Source organism: Zavarzinia compransoris, assembly GCF_003173055.1.
Lineage (GTDB): Bacteria > Pseudomonadota > Alphaproteobacteria > Zavarziniales > Zavarziniaceae > Zavarzinia > Zavarzinia compransoris.
Map to the genome: position 1 here is coordinate 1 of NZ_QGLF01000007.1, position 19,621 is coordinate 19,621.

Genomic DNA, 19,621 nt, shown 5'->3' on the forward strand with positions numbered 1-19,621 from the left:
CGACAGCCGCGACTGGGTCCCCACCACCGGCCAGGCCCAGTGGAAACAGGTCGCCATCTGGAACGTCATCTCAAAGCGCGTCACCTGGCTCACCATGGACTCACGCTGGCAGGACCTCGAACGTAACCCAACTCCCTCCCTCTTCGACGTCGACCAGCTCAGGGATTACAAGTAATCAACCAGCCGCCCCCATAATACGGGGCGGCACTTCCCGGACAGTCCCCGCCTGGGCCCCCCCAGGTTACTCGGGCAACGCGTTCCAACCGACGCGTTGCCCGCTTTTTATTGTCGAAAATGATCGATGCCCGGGGCGGCGCTTTGATCATTTCGTCTAGTCGATCAGGCCGCTTTGCACGCAAGCATGCCGCACCGCAACAGGACGGTAGCCCCGTGCCGGCGAAGAGGGCAGGGAAACCCGATGCCTTGGCCTTCCGGCCTTCTGGTTGCGATGCAAAAGGTTCCAGGGTCGCGATCGGAAAAAACCTTGGCACGCTGCTTGCAAAACATCGGGGGAAGGCGGCAGGCAATGCCCAAAAGACAATGCAGACAGGGAAGCGAAACGCCGATGGTTATGACAGCAGCCGACAGCCCGCCGCTCGACCTGGCGGCGCGCTGGATCCGGGTGACGGAAGTCAAGGCGCCGTTCGTCCTGTTCGAGTTCACCCTCGGCGATCCGGACCTGATGGTCGAGATGATCATGCCGCTCGACGCCCTGCTCGAATTCCGCGAGGCCCAGCACGCCGAACTGGATATCGCCGAGGGGGCCGTCGGCGCCTTCACGGCCCTCGCCCGCAAACAGTGACCAGCGATCAGGTTCGGAGGAAACCGGCTCATGACCATTGAAATCAAGACCGCAACCATACAGCCGCGGCGCCAGACCTACGCCAATGTGGCGCGCCGGCTGGGGGCGGACAAGCCCGCGTCGCGCTATGACGAATCCATGTTCGACCTGCAGGCGACCGGCGAATTTCACTACCGGCCGACCTGGGCGCCCGATTTCGAATTGTTCGACGCCCGCCGCACCGCGATCGTGCTCGAAGACTGGCACGTGCTGCGCGACCCGCGCCAGTTCTACTACGGCACCTATACGATCGCGCGCTCGCGCATGATGGAAGCGGCCGAAAAGGCCTTCGCCTATGCCGAGCGCCGCGGCCACCTGAACGGCCTGGCCGAGGGCTGGGCCCGTCTCGTGCATCACTATCTCCTGCCGCTCCGCCACTACGAGTGGGGCGCGAACATGAACAATTGCAACATCACCGATATCGGCTTCGGCTCGACCATCACCGAAGCGACCATGTTCGCGACCATGGACCGGCTCGGCATCGCCCAGGTGATCAGCCGCATCGGCCTCTTGCTGGACGGTGGCACCGGCGGCAGCCTGACGGCGGCCAAGGCGGCCTGGCTGAACCACCCGTCGTGGCAGGGGCTGCGCCACGCGATCGAGGATCTGCTGGTCGAGGCGGACTGGTTCGAAGTCTTCGTCGCCCAGAACCTGGTCATGGACGGCCTGATCTATCCCCTGGTCTATCGCGCCTTCGACGATGCCGGCCAGGTCCACGGCGGGGCCGCGCTCTCGCCGCTGACCGAATTCATGCTCGACTGGTTCGACGAAACCGCGCGCTGGGTCGATGCGGTCGTCGGCGCCGCGGCGAAGGAATCGCCGGCCAATGCGCTGCATCTGTCGCGCTGGGCCGCCGCCTGGACCGGCCGCCTGCGCGAAGCCCTGCAACCGCTGGCCCAGGACGTGCTGGGCGACGGTGCCGCCGGCATTCTCGACGCGCTGGCCGCGGATCTTGCCACCCGTTGCCGCAAGATCGGCCTCGAAGCCTGAGGGAAAGCATCATGGCCAAGGTTTCCATCACCCTGCAGAACACCGACGAGGCCCGCAGCCTGGTCGAGGCCATCGTCGCCGACAATCCGGCCGCCGAGGTTTCGCGCATGCCGGCGCTGACCAAGATCGACTGCGAGGGCAGCCTCAGCGTCCGCCGCGAAACCGTCGAGGCGCGCCTCGGCCGGCGTTACGACCTTCAGGAACTCCAGCTGTCCCTGATCTCGCTCGCCGGCAATGTCGAGGAAGACGACGACAGTTTCACCCTTGCCTGGGCGCCGGCTGCCCCCACCGCCAAATCCTGAGGAGACCGATCGATGAACGCGATGCCGCCGCTGCAGAAGCAGCGCAAACTGAGCCTCAAGGAACGCTATGCGCATCTGACCCGCGGCCTCGGCTGGGAAACCACCTACCAGCCGATGGACAAGGTCTTCCCCTATATCAGCTATGAGGGGATCAAGATCCACGACTGGGATGCCTGGGAAGACCCGTTCCGCCTGACCATGGACGCCTACTGGAAATACCAGGCGGAGAAGGAGCGCAAGCTCTATGCCGTGATCGAGAGCTTCGCCCAGAACAACGGCCACCTGAACGTGACCGACGCGCGTTACATCAATGCGCTGAAGCTGTTCCTGACCGGGGTCTCGCCGCTCGAATATTCGGCGCACCGGGGCTATGCCCATGTCGGCCGCCACTTCGTCGGCGCCGGCCCGCGCATCGCCTGCCAGATGCAGGCCATCGACGAACTGCGTCACGCCCAGACGCAGATCCACACGATGAGCCATTACAACAAGTTCTTCGACGGCCTGCACGACGCCCGCCACATGCACGACCGCGTGTGGTACCTGTCGGTCCCGAAGTCCTTCTTCGAGGATGCCTGTTCCGCCGGCCCGTTCGAATTCCTGACCGCGATCTCGTTCAGCTTCGAATACGTCCTCACCAACCTGCTGTTCGTGCCCTTCATGTCGGGCGCCGCCTACAACGGCGACATGGCGACCGTGACCTTCGGCTTCTCCGCCCAGTCGGACGAGGCCCGCCACATGACCCTCGGCCTCGAGATCATCAAGTTCATGCTCGAGCAGGACGAGGGCAATGTTCCGATCGTGCAGAAATGGATCGACAAGTGGTTCTGGCGCGGCTACCGCCTGCTCGGCCTCGTCTCCATGATGATGGACTACATGCTGCCGAAGCGCATCATGTCCTGGGCGGAAGCCTGGGAGATGTATTTCGAGCAGGCCGGCGACGCCCTCTTCGAGGACCTGTCGCGTTATGGCATCCGCAAGCCGAAGTACCACGAGGTCGCCTCGAAGGAGAAGCACCGCCTCAGCCACGAGGTCTGGTCGATCTTCTACAACTACACCCATGCCGCGGCCTTCCACACCTGGCTGCCGTCGGAAGAGGAAATGAAGTGGCTGTCGGCGAAATATCCCGACACGTTCGACAAGCACTATCGCCCGCGCTTCAAGTGCTGGAGCGAGATGCAGGCCGAGGGCAAGCGCTTCTACAACCCGACCCTGCCGCAGCTCTGCGTGACCTGTCAGATCCCGATGGGCTTCACCGAGCCGGACGATCCGACCACGATCTGCTTCCGCTCGACCGAATACAAGGGCGAGCGCTTCCACTTCTGCTCGGACGGCTGCAAGGACATCTTCTGCGACGAGCCGGAGAAATACGTGCAGTCCTGGCTGCCGGTGCACCAGATCTATCAGGGCAATTGCGGCGGCGCCGAGGTGAAGGACGTCCTCGCCTGGTATCACCTGAATTTCGGCGTCGACAATTTCGACTACGAAGGCTCGCCGGATCAGAAGCTGTGGGACGAGTGGCAGGCCCAGAAGGCGTCCAACGCCGTCTGACCGAACGGGTGCGGGCGCGGCCGGGCGCCCGCACCGAAAGAAAAAGGGAGGAATCATGACTGTCGCAGCTATCGGCCGATACGAATTCAAGTCGCGTGACCGGCTGGAATATTTCCACGGCAACCAGGTCGTCTATTTCCACTGGGAAGAACACCTGATGTTCTGCGCCGGGCTCGCCCTGCCGCTGCCGCCGACCATGCCGTTCCGCGCCATCCTTTCCGATGTGCTGCCCGGCTGTTACGGCACGCATCCCGACTGGGCGAGGATCGACTGGGGCAAGGTCACCTGGATGCTCGATTCCCGGCCGTTCAAGCCGGTACTCGACGCCAGCCTCGCCGACAACCACATCGGTCACAAGTCCCTGCTGCGTTTCTGGACGCCCGGTCTTCAGGGCATCGACGGCATTCCCACCTGCTGAGCGGACGGATCCTCGATGACCGGCAATACCTATAGCGTTACCGTCGAGCCGCTGGGCCAGACCGTCAAGGTCGAACCCGGGCAGACCATCCTCGATGCCTGCCTACGCAGCGGCATCTACCTGCCCTATCAGTGCAACCACGGGCTTTGCAGCACCTGCAAGGTTGCCGTGCTCGACGGCGAGGTCGACCTGGGCGATGCCTCCCCCTTCGCGCTGATGGATTTCGAGCGCGAGGAGGGGCGGGCGCTGGCCTGTTGTGCGCGGCCGCTGTCGGATGTCACCATCGAGGCCGATATCGAGGTCGATCCCGATGCCCGCAACTGCCCGGTGCTGGACATCGATTGCACGGTGGCCGAGATCAGGCCGCTGGCCCGCGACATCATCGGCATCTGGCTCGATCCCGGCGCCGCCGCCTTCGATTTCCAGGCCGGGCAATATGTCCAGCTCAAGATCCCGGGCGTCGACGGCGAGCGCGCCTTCTCGCTCGCCAATCCGCCGGGCAGCCGGCATCTCGAACTGCACATCCGCCAGGTGCCGGGCGGCAAGGGCACGACCTATCTGCACCAATCGCTGAAGGTCGGCGACCGGCTTGCCCTGTCCGGTCCCTATGGCCGCTTCTATGTGCGGGAATCCTCGTCCCTGCCGATGATCTTCATCGCCGGCGGGTCGGGGCTCTCCAGCCCGAAATCGATGATCGAGGACCTGCTGGCCCGCGGCTTCGACCAGAAGATCACCCTGCTGCACGGCGTCCGCCAGCGCCAGGATCTCTATTACGACGACCTGTTCCGCGCGCTCGAAGCCGCGCACGGGAATTTCGCCTATGTCCCCGTGCTGTCGGACCCGCAGCCGGGCGACGACTGGGACGGCGAGACCGGCTTCGTCCACGAGGCGGCGGTGCGCCGTTTCGACGGTGGCTTCCGCGGTCACAAGGCCTATCTCTGCGGCCCGCCGCCGATGATCGACGCCGGCATCCGCGCCCTGATGAAAGGCCGGCTGTTCGACCGCGACATCCATACCGAGAGTTTCCTGACCAAGGCGGACGACAAGGCGCCCCAGCGCAGCCCGCTGTCGCAGAGGATGTGAGCCATGACATCGCATCACCGGATCGAGATCGAGAATTGCGGCACCCATTTCCGCTGCCCGGAGAACGAAGGGGTGCTGCAGGCGATGGAACGCCAGGGGCGCCGCGCCATTCCGGTCGGCTGCCGGAACGGCGGCTGCGGCCTCTGCCTCGTCCTCGTGACGGCGGGCGATTTCAAGGCGGGACCGATGAGCAGGCGCCATGTCCCCTGCGGCGAGCCGGCGGGCCTTGCGCTGGCCTGCCGGGTCTATCCGCAAACCGATCTCAGGGTTCGGCTGGCGACCGACGAAGATCGCCAGTGGTCAAAACAACAATGCCCCGCGGGGCGGGACGGGAGGTAGAAAATGGCTATTTCGGGCGTGTTGCGCCCTGGCTATGTCCAGGTGCGCGTGTTGGACATGAAGGCCGCTCTCGAACACTATCGTGACCGCATCGGTCTCGACGTGGTTGCCACCGGCAACGACGGCAGGGTGTTCCTGAAGGCCTATGACGAATTCGACCATCATTCGGTCATCCTGCGCGAGGCCGACGAGCCGGGCATGGATTTCCTGGCCTTCAAGGTGGCGAGCGAGGGCGAACTCGACGTTCTTCACGAAAAGCTGCTGAACGCCGGCGTCGCGGTCGAGGAAATCCCCCCGGGCGACATGCCGGCGGTCGGCCGCCGTCTCACCTTCATCGCCCCGACCGGGCACCGGTTCGAACTCTTCGCGACCATCGGCCTCGACCCCACGGGGCCGATGGTGAACAACCCCGAACTCTGGCATGCCGAGCCTCGGGGCATGCGGGCGCTGCGCTTCGACCATTGCCTGCTCTACGGCGACGACATCGACGGCGCCAAGGCCCTGTTCAACGATATTCTCGGCTTCTCCACCACGGAACAGGTGGTCGCGCCGGACGGCACGGTCATCGCCACCTTCCTGTCGTGCAGCACCAAGGCCCATGACCTCGCCCTGGTGCGCCACGACGAGAAGGGCAAGCTGCATCACATCTCGTTCCTGCTGGAAAGCTGGAATGACATCGGTCACGCCGCCGATATCATGAGCCGTTACGAAATGTCGGTCGACATCGGCCCGACGCGCCACGGCATCACCCGCGGCCAGACCATCTATTTCTTCGATCCTTCCGGCAACCGGAACGAAGTCTTCTCTGGCGGCTATACCTTCTATCCCGACCATCCGGTCCGGACCTGGAGCACCGATTCCGTCGGCAAGGCGATCTTCTATTACGAGCGCGCGTTGAACGACCGTTTCATGACGGTCGTGACCTGATCGGGTGGTATCATGAGCACGGCAAAGATCCTGAATTTCATCGACGGCGCCTATCGCGAGGGCCGTTCCTGGTTCGAGAAGAGAAACCCTTGCGATAACCAGGTCTTCGCCGCAGTGGCGGAGGCCGGCAAGGACGAGGTGGATGCGGCGGTGGCGGCGGCCCGCAAGGCGCTGCGCGGGCCCTGGGGCCGGATGACGGTGCACGAGCGCGCCGCCATCCTGCACCGGGTGGCCGACGGCATCACCGCCCGCTTCGAGGAATTCCTGGCGGCGGAATGCCGCGATACCGGCAAGCCGCGTTCGCTGGCCAGCCATATCGACATTCCGCGCGGCGCCGCCAACTTCAAGATCTTTGCCGACCTGGTGAAGAATGTCCCGACCGAGAGTTTCGTCCTCGACACGCCGGACGGCAAGGGCGCGGTCAATTACGCCCTGCGCCGGCCGAAGGGCGTGATCGGCGTCATCTGCCCGTGGAACCTGCCGCTGCTCCTGATGACCTGGAAGGTCGGCCCCGCGCTTGCCTGCGGCAATACGGTGGTGGTCAAGCCGTCGGAGGAAACCCCCTCGACCGCGGCCCTGCTCGGCGAGGTGATGAACGAGGCCGGCGTGCCCCCGGGCGTCTATAATGTCGTCCACGGCTTCGGACCGGACAGCGCCGGCGAATATATCACCAGCCATCCGGACGTGAACGCCGTCACCTTCACCGGCGAGACCCGGACCGGTGCGGCGATCATGCGGGCGGGGGCGGGCTTCATCCGGCCGGTCTCGCTCGAACTGGGCGGCAAGAATCCGGCCCTGGTCTTCGCCGATGCCGATCTCGACAAGGCGATCGAGGGCACCATGCGCTCGGTCTTCGCCAATTGCGGCCAGGTCTGCCTCGGCACCGAGCGGGTCTTCGTCGAGCGGCCGGTGTTCGATCAATTCGTCGAGCGGCTGCGGACGGGCGCCGAGGGCCTCGTCATCGGCACGCCCGACGACAAGGCGGCCAACATGGGTCCCCTGGTGTCGCGCGAACACCAGTCCAAGGTCCTGTCCTACTATCAGAAGGCGCGGGATCTCGGCGCCGCGGTGGTGACGGGCGGCGGCACGCCCGAGGTGCCGGCGGCCCTGGCCGAGGGCGCCTGGGTGCAGCCGACGATCTGGACCGGCCTCGGCGACGACAGCGCGATCATGCGCGAGGAAATCTTCGGGCCGTGCTGCCACATCTCGCCCTTCGACGACGAGGACGAGGTGGTCGCCCGCGGCAACGATACCGAATACGGCCTCTGCTGTTCGATCTGGACCGAGAATGCCAGCAAGGCGCATCGTGTGGCGTCGCAGATGGATACCGGCCTCGTCTGGGTGAATTCCTGGTTCCTGCGCGACCTGCGCACGCCCTTCGGCGGCTCGAAGCGGTCCGGCATCGGGCGCGAGGGCGGCGTGCACAGCCTGGAGTTCTATACCGAACTCTCCAACGTCTGCGTCAAGCTGTAAGGAACCGATGACGTGACATCGACTCTGCTCAACGTCGAAGAGGCGGCGGCGCTGCTGCGCACCGCCGTCGCGACCGGCACGCCCATCGCGCCGCTGCGCGACCGGGTGCAGACCCCGGATGCCGCCACCGCCTATGCCATCCAGGAAGCCAACACGAAGCATTGGCTCGGCGAGGGCCGCCGGCTGGTGGGCCGCAAGATCGGCGCGACGTCGAAGGCCGTGCAGGGCATGCTCGGCCTCGACCAGCCCGACTACGGCATGCTTTTCGCCGACATGGCCTTCGGCGACGGCGAGACCATCCCGGTTTCCCGCGTCAGCCAGCCCAAGGTGGAAGGCGAGATTGCCTTCTTCCTGAAGGACGATCTCGACGGCGATCGCCTCACCCTCGCCGATGTCCTGCATTCGATCGACTATGCCGTCGCCGCGATCGAGATCGTCGGCAGCCGCATCGCCGACTGGAACATCAAAATCGTCGATACGGTGGCCGACAATGCCAGTTCGGGGCTCTATGTCCTCGGCAGCCAGCCGCAGCCGCTGACCGCTTTCGATCCCATTCTCTGCGGCATGGTCCTGTCGATCCGGGGCGAGCCGGCCTCGACCGGGGCGGGCGTCGCCTGCCTCGGCAATCCGCTGGTCGCGACCCTCTGGCTGGCGAAGAAAATGGTCGAGGTCGGCCGCCCGCTGAAGAAGGGCGACACCATCCTGTCCGGCGCGCTCGGGCCGCTGACCCCGGTCAAGGGCGGCGACGTCGTCGAATTGCGCATCAACGGCCTCGGCTCCGTCCGCTGCCGCTTCGAGGGGGAGGCCTGAGATGACGGCCCTGCATGAACTGGCGGTCCGGGTCGACGAGGCGGCGCGCACCGCGACCGCGATCCCGCAGCTGACCAACGACCTGCCGGATCTCGGCATCGACGATGCCTATGCCATCCAGGCCCTGTCGATCCGCCGCCGACTGGAGCGCGGCGAGCGCCGCATCGGCGTGAAAATGGGCCTGACCAGCCGGGCCAAGATGATCCAGGTCGGCGTCGACGAGGTCATCTGGGGCCGGCTCACCGATGCCATGCTGCTCGAGGAAGGCGCGTCCCTGTCGAAGAAGCGCTACGTCCACCCAAGGGCGGAGCCCGAGGTGGTCTTCCTCATGGGCCGGCGCCTGTCGGGCCGGGTGACCGCGCTCGAAGCCATGGCCGCGGTCGAAGGGGTGGCGCCGGCGATGGAAATCATCGACAGCCGCTACCAGGCCTTCCGCTTCGCCCTGCCCGACGTGATCGCCGACAATTCCTCGTCGTCGGGCCTCGTCATCGGCAGTTTCGTCTCGCCGCGGGTCGACCTGTCCAATCTCGGCGTCGTGCTTTCGGTCAATGGGACGCCGCGCCAGATCGGCTCGACCGCGGCCATCCTCGGCAACCCGGTGCGTTCCCTGGTCGCGGCCGCGCGCATGGTGGCGCAATGGGGCGAGAGCCTGGAGCCGGGCGATCTCGTCATGGCCGGCGGCGTCACCGCCGCCCATGCGCTCAGCGTCGGCGAATATGTCGAAACCAATATCGAGGCGCTGGGCCGCGTCGCCATCACCGTGGGGGAATGAGATGCCGATCATCAACGTCACCCTGATCGAGGGGCGCACGCCGGAGGTGAAGCGGGCGTTGATCAAGGAATTGACCGACGCCGCGGAACGCGCCACCGGCACGCCGCGCAACGCCGTCCGTGTCATCATCTGGGAAGTGCCGGCGGCCAATTTCGCCGTCGCCGGCGTGCCCAAGTCGGAATCGCCATGACCGCGGCAAGCGCCCTGCAGGGCCAGGCCGCCGACGACCGCGCCGCGGTCGTCACGGTCGAGGGCGGCGGCAGTTTCGTGCAGGGGGCGGGCGATGCCTCCCTGTTGCAGGCGGCGCTCCGCGGTGGCTTGGGCCTGCCTTACGAATGTTCGTCGGGCGGCTGCGGCTCGTGCCGCATCCAGGTCGTCGAGGGCGAGGTCGAAAGCCTCTGGCCCGAGGCGCCGGGCCTGTCGCCCCGCGACCGCCGCAAGGGCCTGCAACTCGCCTGCCAGACCAGGGCCTGCGGCAATGCCACCATCAAGGTCACCTTGGATGGCCATTGCGTGCCGAAAGTGCCGCCCAGGGTGATGCATCTTACCCTGGTCTCGGCCCGGGACCTGACGCGGGACATCCGCGAATTCCGCTTCGCCGCCCCGGGACCGGCCGAATTCATCGCCGGCCAATACGCCATCCTGCGCCTGCCGGACGGCCTGCGCCGCTGCTATTCCATGTCGAACCTGCCGAACGCGGAGGGTTACTGGGAATTCCAGATCAAGCGGGTGCCGGGCGGCAAGGCCAGCAACGGCCTGTTCGACATGGCGCCGGGCGCGGTCATCGGTCTCGACGGCCCCTATGGCCTTGCCCATCTGGTCGCGGAGTCCGCTCGTCCGGTGGTCTGCATCGCCGGCGGTTCCGGCCTGGCCCCCATGGTCTCGATCGCCCGGGCGGTCGGCGCCGATCCGGCGCGGCAGCTCGACTTCTTCTACGGCGGCCGCACGGCGGCGGATGTCTGCGGCGAAGCCCATCTTGCCGGCCTGCCCGGCTTCGGCGACACGCTGCGTTACCACCCGGTGGTGTCCAGCCTGGACGATCCCCTCAGCGCCGGCTGGACCGGGCTTTCGGGCTTCGTGCATGAGGTCGTCGGCCGTCACCAGGGCGACCGGCTTCGCGAGGCGGAAATCTATTTCGCCGGGCCGCCGCCCATGGCCGAGGCCCTGCAACGCCTGCTGATGCTCGACCTCAAGGTGCCCTTCGGCCAGATCCACTACGACCGCTTCTTCTGAGGCCAAGACCAACAATGGAAACGAACCCGGAAATCGGCCGGCGCATCGTGGCCGGCGGCATCGCCACCAATTACCACGATCTCGGCCAGGGCCAGCCCCTGCTGCTCATCCACGGCTCCGGTCCCGGGGTCTCGGCCTATGCCAACTGGCGCCTGACCATGGCGCCGCTGTCGGCACGGCGGCGGGTGCTGGCCCCCGATATCCTGGGCTTCGGCTATACCGAAAGCCCGCCGGGGCTCGAATTCTCGCTCGATCGTGCGGTCGGGCACCTGACCGCCTTCATCGATGCCCTCGATCTCGGTCCGGTCGATATCGTCGGCAATTCCTTCGGCGGCGCGCTTGCCCTGGCGCTGACCGTCCGCGCGCCGGAACGGGTGCGCCGCCTCGTGCTGATGGGCGCGGCCGGCATCGAATTCCCCCTGACCGACGGTCTCGACCGGGTCTGGGGCTATGAGCCGTCGCTCGAAAACATGCGGCAATTGATCGGGATCTTTTCCTTCGATGCCGCGCGGGCGACCGACGACCTCGTCCGCCTGCGTTACGAGGCGAGTATCAGGCCCGGGTTCCAGGAGCGCTTCTCGGCCCTGTTTCCGGCGCCGCGCCAGCGCTGGGTTTCGGCCCTGGCGACGCCCGAGCACGCGATCGCCGCGATCGACAAGCCGGCCTTGGTCCTGCACGGCCGCGAGGACCGGGTGATCCCGCCGAGCAACGCCGAACGCCTGTTCCGCCTGCTGCCCCGGGCGGAACTGCACATGTTCGGCCGCTGCGGGCATTGGACGCAGATCGAACATGCCGCGCGGTTCAATGCCCTGGTCGACGATTTCCTGGCGGGTGAGCCATGAGGTGGCGCTACCTGCTGGCCGCCCTGGCGGCCTTGGCGCTGCCGGCGGTCCCGGCCGCGGCGGCGGATTGGGTCGACGAATGGCAGGCGCTGGCGGCGCGGACGGGGTTCGAAGGGCACCGCAAGTTCGCCGACCTGCTGGCCGATCCGGCGGCCATCGCCCTGGTCCGCGACTGGGACGCCTATCGCGGCTATTCCGCCCGCAGCCTGATCGCCGCCGCCAAGCTCCCGCCCGAACTGAAGCCCGGCCTCGAAATCACCGCCGCCGACGCCGGCCGATACCCCTGGCTGAAGGACGTCCTGCCCGCGCCCAGCTACGACCGCCTGATGTCCAGCGACTGGTTCCGCTGGAAGAAGATCCGCATCGTCCCCACCACCCCTTACGTCGCCTCGCGCAAGCGCCTGGAGGCGACCAGGGCCGCCGGCGCCTTCTCCATCAGCCCCAAGGGCGAGTTGCTCGACGCCAAGGGCAATTTCGCCATGCTCACCGAGGCCGGCCTGCCCTATATCAAGCCCGCCAACGGCCTCGAACTCTACTGGGCCTTCCTTTCGCGCGGCGTCGGCAACGACAATGCCGCCCTGAAGCCCATGGAACTCGTCTCCTGCCAGCCGGACAACCGGGTCGAGCGGCGTTACGTCATGCATCTCTGGTGGCAGAAGATGCACGGGCGGGTCGACGTCAACCCGCTCGGCGCGATCCGGGGCGAGGACGACACGGTCGAGGCCGGCTCCATCGTCTTCCTCGCCCCGCGCGACATCAAGGGCTTGGCCGCGGTGCGGCGGCGCTTCGCCTCGGCCGACAAGCCGGACGCCTTCCTCGGCTATGTCCCGACCATGAAGCGCACCCGCATCCTCGGCGGCACCGACACCCAGGACCCCATGACCCCGGGGATCGAGGCGACCTGGGACGAATGGCGCCAGTCCTGGCTGAAGCCGGATCCGCGCAAGTTCGATTTCAACATCGTCGGCGAGACTTTCATCCTGTCGCAGCCGGAGGTGGGCCATGCCTATGACCCGGCGCAATATGCCGGCAACGAGTGCGAGATCGAGACCATCGACCTCGAACTGCGGCCGGTGTGGATCCTCGAGGTGGTCGACAAGACGGGCAACTACGTCTACGGCCGGCGCCGTCTCTATATCGACAAGGAATTCCACTACGCCCAGTACCAGGAAATGTACGACCAGCGCGGCCGGCTGTGGCGGGTGCTGGACGACGCCGGTGACTTCGACCCGGCGACCGGCCTGTGGATGGCCCGCAACTATGTCCTCTGGAACGTGATCGGCAACCGCTACAACCGCATCACCATGCAGGCCGATTGGTCCATCCTCACCCAGGACATGGCCCGCTTCCTCGATATCGAACGCCTGCGCGACTACTGACGCCCAAGGGCCCGCTTGCGCCCCCCGCCCCGGGGGCGCGGAGGGGGCGGGCCCGGCCGGGTCCCGTCGTCGGCGGCGACGCCGGGACCCGGCTCCCCTATTTCGATTCGAGGGTGTAGCGGCCGTCCCAATCCTCGGGCGGCGGGTCCAGGCGATAGACCAGGGCGCGGGCGCGATAGACGGCGGCGACCGGGTCCTCCGCCTCCAGCCTGGCGAAGGCCGCCTCCGCCGCCGCGAAGTCGCGCTTCAGGTAGAGGTCGAGGGCGGCGATGAAACCCTCGACCTGCCGCAGCCGCTCGGCCGGGACGTCGGCGCGCCGGCCGACCAGCTCGAAGATCGGCACGGGCAGCGACTTGCCCTTGACCACCAGCCGGTCGAGCGGGCGCAGCACGAAGTCGGGCCCCAGCCGCTCTGCCGTCGGCCCGCTGAGGATGATCTTGCTGCCGTAGTGATTGTTGGCGCTTTCCAGCCGCGAGGCGAGATTCACCACGTCGCCGGTGACCGTATAGTTCAGCCGGGTGCGCGAGCCCATGTTGCCCACCACCGCCTCGCCGCTGGCGATGCCGATGCGGGTGCCGAGGGGCTTCAGCCCGAAATTCGGCACCACCACGGTGCGGTTGAATTCGGCCAGCGCGGCCTGGGCGTCGAGCGCGGCTTCGGCCGCCAGGCGCTCCGCCTCCTCCTGGGTCAGGGGCGCGCCCCAGATCGCCATCACCGCATCGCCGATGAATTTGTCGATATAGCCGTCGCGCTTCTCGATCGCCTGGGTGATCACGGTCAGATATTCGTTCACCACGTCGACGAAACGTTCCGGCGTCGCCGCCAGCCGCTCGCTGAGCGAGGTGAAGCCGACCATGTCCGAGAAGAAGACGGTGACATGGCGCCGCTCGCCGCCGAGGCTGAGGGCATCCGCATCCTCGGCCAGCCGGTCGACCAGGGTCGGCGCCAGATAATGGCGGAACGCGTGGTGGATGCGCCGCCGCCCGCCGTCCTCGATCACGAAGCGATAGGCATAGAGGCCGGCGAAGAGGACGACGGCGCCGACGGCGAGCGGCAGCACGGGGACGACGACCCCGGCGGCGAAAGCCTGCACGGCGCCGGCGAAGAGAATGGCGATGGCGCCCGCGCCGACCAGGGCGCCCAGCGCCGGCTTCAGCTGGAAGAAGGCGATGTCGAGCAGCGCGAACCAGACGAGGCAAAGCAGGACGGTCGCGGTCAGGGGCAGGGGGATGAGCCAGGCGCCCTTGGCGATCGTATTGATGGCGGCGGCATGGATCAGCACCCCGGGCATGGAGGAGCGGGCGGCCAGCGGGCGGAAGCGCTCGGGATCGGCGGCGACGCGGCAGCGCGGCGGGTCGCGGCTGTCGTCGCCTTCGGTCAGGGCATAGCGCTTGGCGCCGCGGAAGCGGTCCTCGATGTCCAGCACCTCGCCGATCAGGACGATCTTGTCCTTGAAGGCGCGGGCCATATAGTCGGTATCGCCGGCCTCGATGCAGGCGTGGATGTCGGCCAGGCTGTAGGTCGGGACATCGCCGGGGCCGGTGTTGAAATTGATCAGGAAATCCTGTTCCGGCACGCGGAAGCCGCCCCTGGCCGCCAGTTCGGTGCCGAAGGAGGTCACGGTGCCGGCCCCGCCTTCCAGGCGGTAGCGGGCGATATAGGTCCGGACCACGTCGTCCGGATCGAAGGTGAGGTTGAGAAGGCGGATATTGGCGTCGCCCCGCGCCGCCACCCGCTGGCCGGGGTGGGGGCGCAGCACGTCGCGCGACAGGCGCGCCTCGCCCAGCACCAGCTTGCCCGCATCCGCCGCCTTGCGCAGGCTGATCAGGAACGGCCGGTCGCGGCCGGCCAGCAGTTCCGGCCGGTCCAGGGTGACCGGATAGATGACGTCGAAGCCGACCGCGGTCGCCCCGGCCCCGACCAGCCCGTCCAGCAGGCGGGCAAGCTGCGGCGTCCAGGCCACTTTCGGCGTCTCGGCGAAGGGCGGCGTGTGATAGGTCTGCTCGTCGATGGCGACGAGGACGACGTCCGAGCGCTCGGGCGGGAACAGCGGCCCGAACAGGGCGTGGCGCGCCGGGATCAGGAAATCGATCCCGGCCCGGGCCAGAAACTGGAACGGCCCGGTCAGGGTACAGGCCGTCAGCAGCAGGATCAGCGCCCCCGAAATCCCCAGCCGGCGGCGCAGCAGCGCCGCCCGTCCGAGAAAGCCGCTAGGGCTTGGCAACCGGCACCAGGCGATTGGCCAGCGTGTCCGGCACGGCGAGGGTCGGGTCGATCGAGAAACGCGCGACGCCGATCACCGCGCCGCCCGACCGCACCTCGACCCGATAGGGAATATTGGGCGTGAGGCGCGGCGCCGAGGCCGGATACTCGATATGGCCGTCCGTGCCCTGGCCGCTCCACACCAGTTCGGCGGGCGCGCGACCGGCGTTGTAGATGCGCACCTCGGCGGCACCGCCAGCCAGCCAGCGGAAGGCCGGGCTGCCGGAACGGATCACCCGGTCCTCCTCGGTATCGCCGAGCAGGTCGCCGGTGCCGCGCACCACGACCGCCCCCGCCTCGGTGGCGCCGGCGCCGATTTCAGCGGCGGCGACCTGGCAATTGGCGGCGACGGTCGAGGTGACCTTGCCGCCCTCGGCGGTGGCGCCATTGGGGCTGAAGCTCACCTTGCCGCCGACGATCGTCTCGCTGCGGCAGCCGGACAGATAGGACACCACCAGCCTGCCGTCGGTGCCGAGGTCGAAGCTCTGGCCGGCGAAGATGAAATCCATGAAGCCGATGCCGCCGGTGCCCGACACATCCTCGACCACGGCGATCGCATTGGTGCCGAGATGGGCGAGCGGCGCCTGGGCCCGCGCCGGCGCGAGGGCGGTGCCGAACAGCGCCAGGGCGGCGCCGATAGCGGCGAAGGTGACGCGTGCCGAGCCAAACCCCCGGCCCCGCATCCGGTCAAAGACGTTCATCATGGCCTTCCGTTCACATGAAGCGCCATGCCCCCCGGGGATGGCGCCATGGAAGAACAGTAGGATTATCACCGATTTAACGCTGTGACGCCAGTCACCCTAAATCAAGCATGGCACCCGAATTCAAACATGGCTGGAGAGGCCGGCGAGGCGCGCATCGCCGCCCGCGGCGGGGTCGGTGCCGGTGAAGGCGGCGAAGGTCTCGGCGATCACCGCGCGATCGAGGTCGCGGGTGATAAAGACGATGCGGCTGCGTCGGTCGCCGTCCGGCCAGGCGGGCAATTCCACCGCCGGGTGGAACAGGGTCTGCACGCCGTGGATCGCCACCGGCCGGTCGTGGCCGATCAGATTGACGATGCCCTTGATGCGCAGCAGGTTGGGGCCGCGGAAACTGGTCAGCACGTTCAGCCAGGATTCGAAGGCGAAGGGTTCGACCGGCTGGTCGATGGTGAAGCAGAAGGCCTGCACCCGGTCGTCGTGGCGGTTGACGTCATGGTGATGATGGCCGTGGTGCTCGTGATGCCCATGATCGTGATGGTCATGCGCCTCATAGGCTTCCGCCCTCAGCCAGCGCCCGACGTCGGCGCTTTTGCTGTTCGGATCGAACAGGCCAAGGCCGAGAACCGCCGCCGGCTCGATTGCCCCGGCGATCACCGTCACGCGCGGCGCCGCCGGGTTCAATAGCGCGAGGCGGGCCGCCAGCGCGGCCTGCTGCCCGGGCGTTGCCAGGTCGGTCTTGGTCAGCAGCAGGCGGTCGGCCATGGCGGCCTGTTTCACCGCCTCCTCGTGCTCGTCGAGGGTGGCCATGCCGTTGACCGCATCGACGGTCACCACCACCCCGTCCAGCCGGTAGCGGGCGGCGACCAGCGGATCGGCCATCAGCGTGTGGATGATCGGGGCGGGATCGGCAAGGCCGGTGGTTTCGATCACCACCCGGTCGAATTCCGGCACTTCGCCGCGCACGCGCTGCAGGAACAGGCGGCGCAGCGAATCGATCAGGTCGCCCTTCACGGTGCAGCACAGGCAGCCCGATTTCAGCAGGATCATGTCGTCCCGCGCATTTTCGACCAATTGATGGTCGAGGGCGATCGCGCCGAATTCATTGATGATGACGGCGGCCGTGCCCATGGCGGGATGGCGCAGCAAGCCGTTCAGCACGGTGGTCTTGCCGCTGCCGAGAAAGCCGGTCAGCAGGGTCACGGGGATGCCGGCATCGGCAGCGGGTGGGGGCAGGGGGGCGCTCATGTGGATGTTATAATATCACATTCGCGCCCCGGCAAGCCGGTCGGACGGGAGGGAGGTCAGCCGAGCCGGGCCTGCATGCGTTCGATCAGCATGGGCCAGCGGCGCAGGGAGATGAAATGGGCGGTGATCGCGGTCATGAAGCCGCGCTTCGTCCAATCCAGGATGACGTCGTCCGGCAGGGCGCGGAATTTTTCCTCGTTCACCACCTGGAAGCCGGACATGGCGTAGTTGCGGCCCTTGCGGTCGCGCAGTTCGACATTCCGCGGGATCAGCAGGTCGTGCTGGACCAGAAGCTCGGCGAAGGCGCGGGTGGCGATGAGTTGCTTCTGGAAGGCTTCGCAGAAGGCGAGCGAGGCCTTGGCGAATTCGCTCGCCTCGCCGTTCTCGAACAGGGCCTGGCCCTGGCTGCCGCCCTCGGCCAGGTTGGGGGCGGAACGGTCGATGCACAGCGTCAGCCGGTCCTGCTCGGGCAGTTCCAGGAAGATGAAGGGATAGCGCCGGATATAGGCCGGGATCGGCAGGCCCGGCAGCCAGCGGCCCTTGAGGTCGAGGAACAGGTTCTCGTTGTCGCGGATGCCGACGATCGCCACCGCGGCCGGCGACGGCCCGTTGGTGAAGACGATCGGATAGGCGCCGGCGCAATCGAGGAATTCCTCGGCGACGATGGGAATCGAATTGGCCTTGGCCGCGAACTTCAGGTGTTCGGGGGCCTTGACCCTCAGATTGCCGTGACGGGCCGGCGTCAGCACTTCGGGCTGGACGTAGAACAGGGGCAGGGCCGGGGCCGGGGTCTGCTGGGTGGTTTCGCTCACGGTACTTCTCTGGACGGTTTCGGTGCGCCCGCGCCGGGCGGGCGCCACTATAGGGGGGGCACCCGCCGGGTGCGAAGCTCAATCTTGGCCAAGGCGCGGATGGCGGCGGGCGAGATCCCGGCGGATCAGCGCCACATTGCGGCTGTTGGCCCGGAACAGCACGTCGGCATAGTCGCCGACCACCGGCACCAGGCCGATCAGCATGTCGAGCCCGACATTGCCGAGCATGCGCGCCATGGTCCAGCGCCCCACCCCCATGCGCCCGGCCTCGACCACGAAGCCGAGCGAGATCAGGGCGGTGACGAGATCGCCCGCCACCGGCAAGAGCCCGATCAGGGCATCGAGGCCGACCGGTTTCCGCACCAGGGGCAGGACCCAGCGCGCCTCGAGGAGGCGCGCCAGGGTGTCGAGCCGCTTCAGGCGGCGGGCGAGGTCGCCCGCGGCCGTGCCGGCATCAGGGCTTGTGCTTGTCATCGCCCGATTTCGCCGGCGAGCCGACGACCCAGCCGGTCGGCAGCGTCTTCCTGTCGTCCGGCCGCTCCTTCCGGGCCAGGGACACGATGATCGAGCCGAAGACCAGGACCGCGGTCGCGATCAGGGCATATTCGGTCGGGATGGTCTTGGCCCCGAAATAACCGTTCACCAGCATCTTCGCTCCGACCAGCACCAGGACGATGGACAGCGCATATTTCAGATAGTGGAACTTGTGGACGACGCCGGCCAGCGCGAAATAGAGCGCCCGCAGCCCCAGGATGGCGAAGACATTGGCGGTGAAGACGATGAAGGCATCCTGCGACACCGCGAGAATGGCCGGGATCGAATCGACCGCGAAGACGAGGTCGGACGCCTCGACGATGACGAGGGTCAGGAACAGCGGCGTCGCATAGAGCGCGCCGTCCCGGCGGATGAAGAAATGCTCGCCGTGGAAGCTCTCGGTCACCCGCATGCGCCGCTTGATGAAGCCGACCAGGCGGTTGTTCGCCATGTCCGGCTCGGCATCGGCGGCGAGCAGCATCTTGATCCCGGTGACGACCAGGAAGGCGCCGAAGACATAGATCAGCCAGTGGAAATTGGCGATCAGCTCGACGCCGGCGAAGATCAGCACCGCGCGCATGACCAGGGCGCCCAGGATGCCCCACAGCAGCACCCGGTGCTGGTATTCGGCCGGCACGCTGAAATGGGTGAAGATCAGGACGAAGACGAAGATATTGTCGATCGACAGGCTCTTCTCGATCAGGAAGCCGGTCAGGAAGGCCCAGCCGTCCTCGCTGCCGCGGAAATAGAACACGCCGGCGGCAAAGATCAGGGCGAGGGTGATATAGAACAGGCTGGTCCACAGCGCCTCCGAAACCTTCACGGCGCGGGGCTTGCGGTGGACGATGCCGAGATCGAGGGCGATCAGGACCAGCACGAAGGCGACGAAGCCGCCCCATGCCCAAAGCGACGTTTCCACGCCGAACCTCCCAAGTGACGCGGCGGCCGACACGGCCGTCCGACAGGTGGAAGGGTCCGACATCGAAGGCGTCGCCCAAGCGGCAGCCGACTTCCAGAGGGGCCCGGACCCAGATGAGGGCGCAGATGGTGACCTTCTTCGCAACTGCAAGAGGGCCGGCGGAAAATCTTTTCGGCCGGGGTGGGCCCACC

Annotated in this window: 21 protein-coding genes; 15 read left to right on the plus strand and 6 right to left on the minus strand. The window is 67.1% G+C overall.

From position 1 onward, the window contains the following. Positions 1–565: 565 nt before the first annotated feature. From DKG75_RS23095 to DKG75_RS20685, 15 genes are read left to right on the plus strand one after another with little or no spacing between them, the layout of a single operon-like run. A complete protein-coding gene (locus tag DKG75_RS23095) occupies positions 566–802 on the plus strand; it encodes a phenol hydroxylase subunit (protein ID WP_166646610.1) in 237 nt (78 codons plus the stop codon). 30 nt (positions 803–832) lie between these two features. Further along, a complete protein-coding gene (locus DKG75_RS20620; RefSeq protein WP_109923082.1) occupies positions 833–1,831 on the plus strand; it encodes an aromatic/alkene monooxygenase hydroxylase subunit beta in 999 nt (332 codons plus the stop codon). Between the two features lie 11 nt (positions 1,832–1,842). Continuing rightward, complete coding sequence (locus DKG75_RS20625) at positions 1,843–2,133, plus strand: MmoB/DmpM family protein (protein WP_109923083.1); 291 nt, start codon at positions 1,843–1,845, stop codon at positions 2,131–2,133. A 12-nt stretch (positions 2,134–2,145) separates the two neighbouring features. Continuing rightward, positions 2,146–3,681 (plus strand): aromatic/alkene/methane monooxygenase hydroxylase/oxygenase subunit alpha, encoded by a 1,536-nt coding sequence (locus DKG75_RS20630; protein ID WP_109923084.1) that lies wholly within the window; start codon positions 2,146–2,148, stop codon positions 3,679–3,681. A gap of 55 nt (positions 3,682–3,736) precedes the next feature. Next, positions 3,737–4,099 carry a phenol hydroxylase subunit P4 gene (locus DKG75_RS20635; protein ID WP_109923085.1) on the plus strand — a complete coding sequence of 121 codons (363 nt, stop codon included), beginning with the start codon at positions 3,737–3,739 and terminating at the stop codon, positions 4,097–4,099. A 15-nt stretch (positions 4,100–4,114) separates the two neighbouring features. After that, a complete protein-coding gene (locus DKG75_RS20640) occupies positions 4,115–5,182 on the plus strand; it encodes an NADH:ubiquinone reductase (Na(+)-transporting) subunit F (RefSeq protein WP_109923086.1) in 1,068 nt (355 codons plus the stop codon). A 3-nt stretch (positions 5,183–5,185) separates the two neighbouring features. Next, entirely contained in the window at positions 5,186–5,521 is a 336-nt protein-coding gene (locus DKG75_RS20645; protein WP_109923087.1) for a 2Fe-2S iron-sulfur cluster binding domain-containing protein, read from the plus strand. A 3-nt stretch (positions 5,522–5,524) separates the two neighbouring features. Next, complete coding sequence (locus DKG75_RS20650; protein WP_109923088.1) at positions 5,525–6,448, plus strand: catechol 2,3-dioxygenase; 924 nt, start codon at positions 5,525–5,527, stop codon at positions 6,446–6,448. A 12-nt stretch (positions 6,449–6,460) separates the two neighbouring features. Beyond that, positions 6,461–7,921 (plus strand): 2-hydroxymuconic semialdehyde dehydrogenase, encoded by a 1,461-nt coding sequence (locus tag DKG75_RS20655; protein WP_109923089.1) that lies wholly within the window; start codon positions 6,461–6,463, stop codon positions 7,919–7,921. Between the two features lie 12 nt (positions 7,922–7,933). Continuing rightward, complete coding sequence (locus tag DKG75_RS20660) at positions 7,934–8,731, plus strand: 2-keto-4-pentenoate hydratase (protein WP_208112271.1); 798 nt, start codon at positions 7,934–7,936, stop codon at positions 8,729–8,731. A 1-nt stretch (position 8,732) separates the two neighbouring features. Continuing rightward, positions 8,733–9,503: a 2-keto-4-pentenoate hydratase gene (locus tag DKG75_RS20665; protein WP_109923090.1), complete on the plus strand. Its 771-nt coding sequence runs from the start codon at positions 8,733–8,735 to the stop codon at positions 9,501–9,503. Between the two features lies 1 nt (position 9,504). Further along, a complete protein-coding gene (locus tag DKG75_RS20670) occupies positions 9,505–9,693 on the plus strand; it encodes a 2-hydroxymuconate tautomerase (protein WP_109923091.1) in 189 nt (62 codons plus the stop codon). Then, the gene (locus DKG75_RS20675) at positions 9,690–10,736 is read left to right on the plus strand and encodes a 2Fe-2S iron-sulfur cluster-binding protein (protein WP_109923092.1); all 1,047 of its coding nucleotides are present in this window, start codon (positions 9,690–9,692) and stop codon (positions 10,734–10,736) included. The genes DKG75_RS20670 and DKG75_RS20675 overlap by 4 nt, the downstream gene beginning before the upstream one ends. A gap of 14 nt (positions 10,737–10,750) precedes the next feature. Next, a complete protein-coding gene (locus tag DKG75_RS20680) occupies positions 10,751–11,578 on the plus strand; it encodes an alpha/beta fold hydrolase (RefSeq protein ID WP_109923093.1) in 828 nt (275 codons plus the stop codon). Beyond that, on the plus strand, positions 11,575–12,957 hold the full coding sequence (locus tag DKG75_RS20685) for an outer membrane lipoprotein-sorting protein (RefSeq protein WP_109923094.1): 1,383 nt from the start codon (positions 11,575–11,577) through the stop codon (positions 12,955–12,957). Before DKG75_RS20680 ends, DKG75_RS20685 begins: the two co-directional genes overlap by 4 nt. A 97-nt stretch (positions 12,958–13,054) precedes the next feature. Here the strand turns inward: DKG75_RS20685 and DKG75_RS20690 are convergent, their stop codons facing one another. The 6 genes from DKG75_RS20690 to DKG75_RS20715 form a co-directional block, all read right to left on the minus strand. After that, positions 13,055–15,181, minus strand: coding sequence for an adenylate/guanylate cyclase domain-containing protein (locus DKG75_RS20690; protein ID WP_109923095.1), 2,127 nt, complete (start codon positions 15,179–15,181; stop codon positions 13,055–13,057). Then, entirely contained in the window at positions 15,168–15,923 is a 756-nt protein-coding gene (locus tag DKG75_RS20695) for a hypothetical protein (protein WP_109923096.1), read from the minus strand. The genes DKG75_RS20690 and DKG75_RS20695 overlap by 14 nt, the downstream gene beginning before the upstream one ends. Before the next feature lie 120 nt (positions 15,924–16,043). Beyond that, complete coding sequence (locus DKG75_RS20700) at positions 16,044–17,165, minus strand: CobW family GTP-binding protein (RefSeq protein WP_109923097.1); 1,122 nt, start codon at positions 17,163–17,165, stop codon at positions 16,044–16,046. 56 nt (positions 17,166–17,221) lie between these two features. Further along, positions 17,222–17,977: a SapC family protein gene (locus tag DKG75_RS20705; protein ID WP_166646604.1), complete on the minus strand. Its 756-nt coding sequence runs from the start codon at positions 17,975–17,977 to the stop codon at positions 17,222–17,224. 78 nt (positions 17,978–18,055) lie between these two features. Continuing rightward, positions 18,056–18,451 (minus strand): DUF4112 domain-containing protein, encoded by a 396-nt coding sequence (locus DKG75_RS20710; protein ID WP_109923099.1) that lies wholly within the window; start codon positions 18,449–18,451, stop codon positions 18,056–18,058. After that, positions 18,432–19,430, minus strand: coding sequence for a TerC family protein (locus DKG75_RS20715; RefSeq protein WP_243746627.1), 999 nt, complete (start codon positions 19,428–19,430; stop codon positions 18,432–18,434). The genes DKG75_RS20710 and DKG75_RS20715 overlap by 20 nt, the downstream gene beginning before the upstream one ends. Between the last annotated feature and the right edge of the window lie 191 nt (positions 19,431–19,621).

Coding starts and splice junctions, on each gene's coding strand:
- DKG75_RS20635 (WP_109923085.1), top strand. CDS start 3,737: ATGACTGTCGCAGCTATCGGCCGATACGAATTCAAGTCGCGTGACCGG.
- DKG75_RS20655 (WP_109923089.1), top strand. CDS start 6,461: ATGAGCACGGCAAAGATCCTGAATTTCATCGACGGCGCCTATCGCGAG.
- DKG75_RS20685 (WP_109923094.1), top strand. CDS start 11,575: ATGAGGTGGCGCTACCTGCTGGCCGCCCTGGCGGCCTTGGCGCTGCCG.
- DKG75_RS20650 (WP_109923088.1), top strand. CDS start 5,525: ATGGCTATTTCGGGCGTGTTGCGCCCTGGCTATGTCCAGGTGCGCGTG.
- DKG75_RS20675 (WP_109923092.1), top strand. CDS start 9,690: ATGACCGCGGCAAGCGCCCTGCAGGGCCAGGCCGCCGACGACCGCGCC.
- DKG75_RS20710 (WP_109923099.1), bottom strand. CDS start 18,451: ATGACAAGCACAAGCCCTGATGCCGGCACGGCCGCGGGCGACCTCGCC.
- DKG75_RS23095 (WP_166646610.1), top strand. CDS start 566: ATGGTTATGACAGCAGCCGACAGCCCGCCGCTCGACCTGGCGGCGCGC.
- DKG75_RS20640 (WP_109923086.1), top strand. CDS start 4,115: ATGACCGGCAATACCTATAGCGTTACCGTCGAGCCGCTGGGCCAGACC.
- DKG75_RS20625 (WP_109923083.1), top strand. CDS start 1,843: ATGGCCAAGGTTTCCATCACCCTGCAGAACACCGACGAGGCCCGCAGC.
- DKG75_RS20630 (WP_109923084.1), top strand. CDS start 2,146: ATGAACGCGATGCCGCCGCTGCAGAAGCAGCGCAAACTGAGCCTCAAG.
- DKG75_RS20620 (WP_109923082.1), top strand. CDS start 833: ATGACCATTGAAATCAAGACCGCAACCATACAGCCGCGGCGCCAGACC.
- DKG75_RS20680 (WP_109923093.1), top strand. CDS start 10,751: ATGGAAACGAACCCGGAAATCGGCCGGCGCATCGTGGCCGGCGGCATC.
- DKG75_RS20695 (WP_109923096.1), bottom strand. CDS start 15,923: ATGATGAACGTCTTTGACCGGATGCGGGGCCGGGGGTTTGGCTCGGCA.
- DKG75_RS20670 (WP_109923091.1), top strand. CDS start 9,505: ATGCCGATCATCAACGTCACCCTGATCGAGGGGCGCACGCCGGAGGTG.
- DKG75_RS20700 (WP_109923097.1), bottom strand. CDS start 17,165: ATGAGCGCCCCCCTGCCCCCACCCGCTGCCGATGCCGGCATCCCCGTG.
- DKG75_RS20665 (WP_109923090.1), top strand. CDS start 8,733: ATGACGGCCCTGCATGAACTGGCGGTCCGGGTCGACGAGGCGGCGCGC.
- DKG75_RS20645 (WP_109923087.1), top strand. CDS start 5,186: ATGACATCGCATCACCGGATCGAGATCGAGAATTGCGGCACCCATTTC.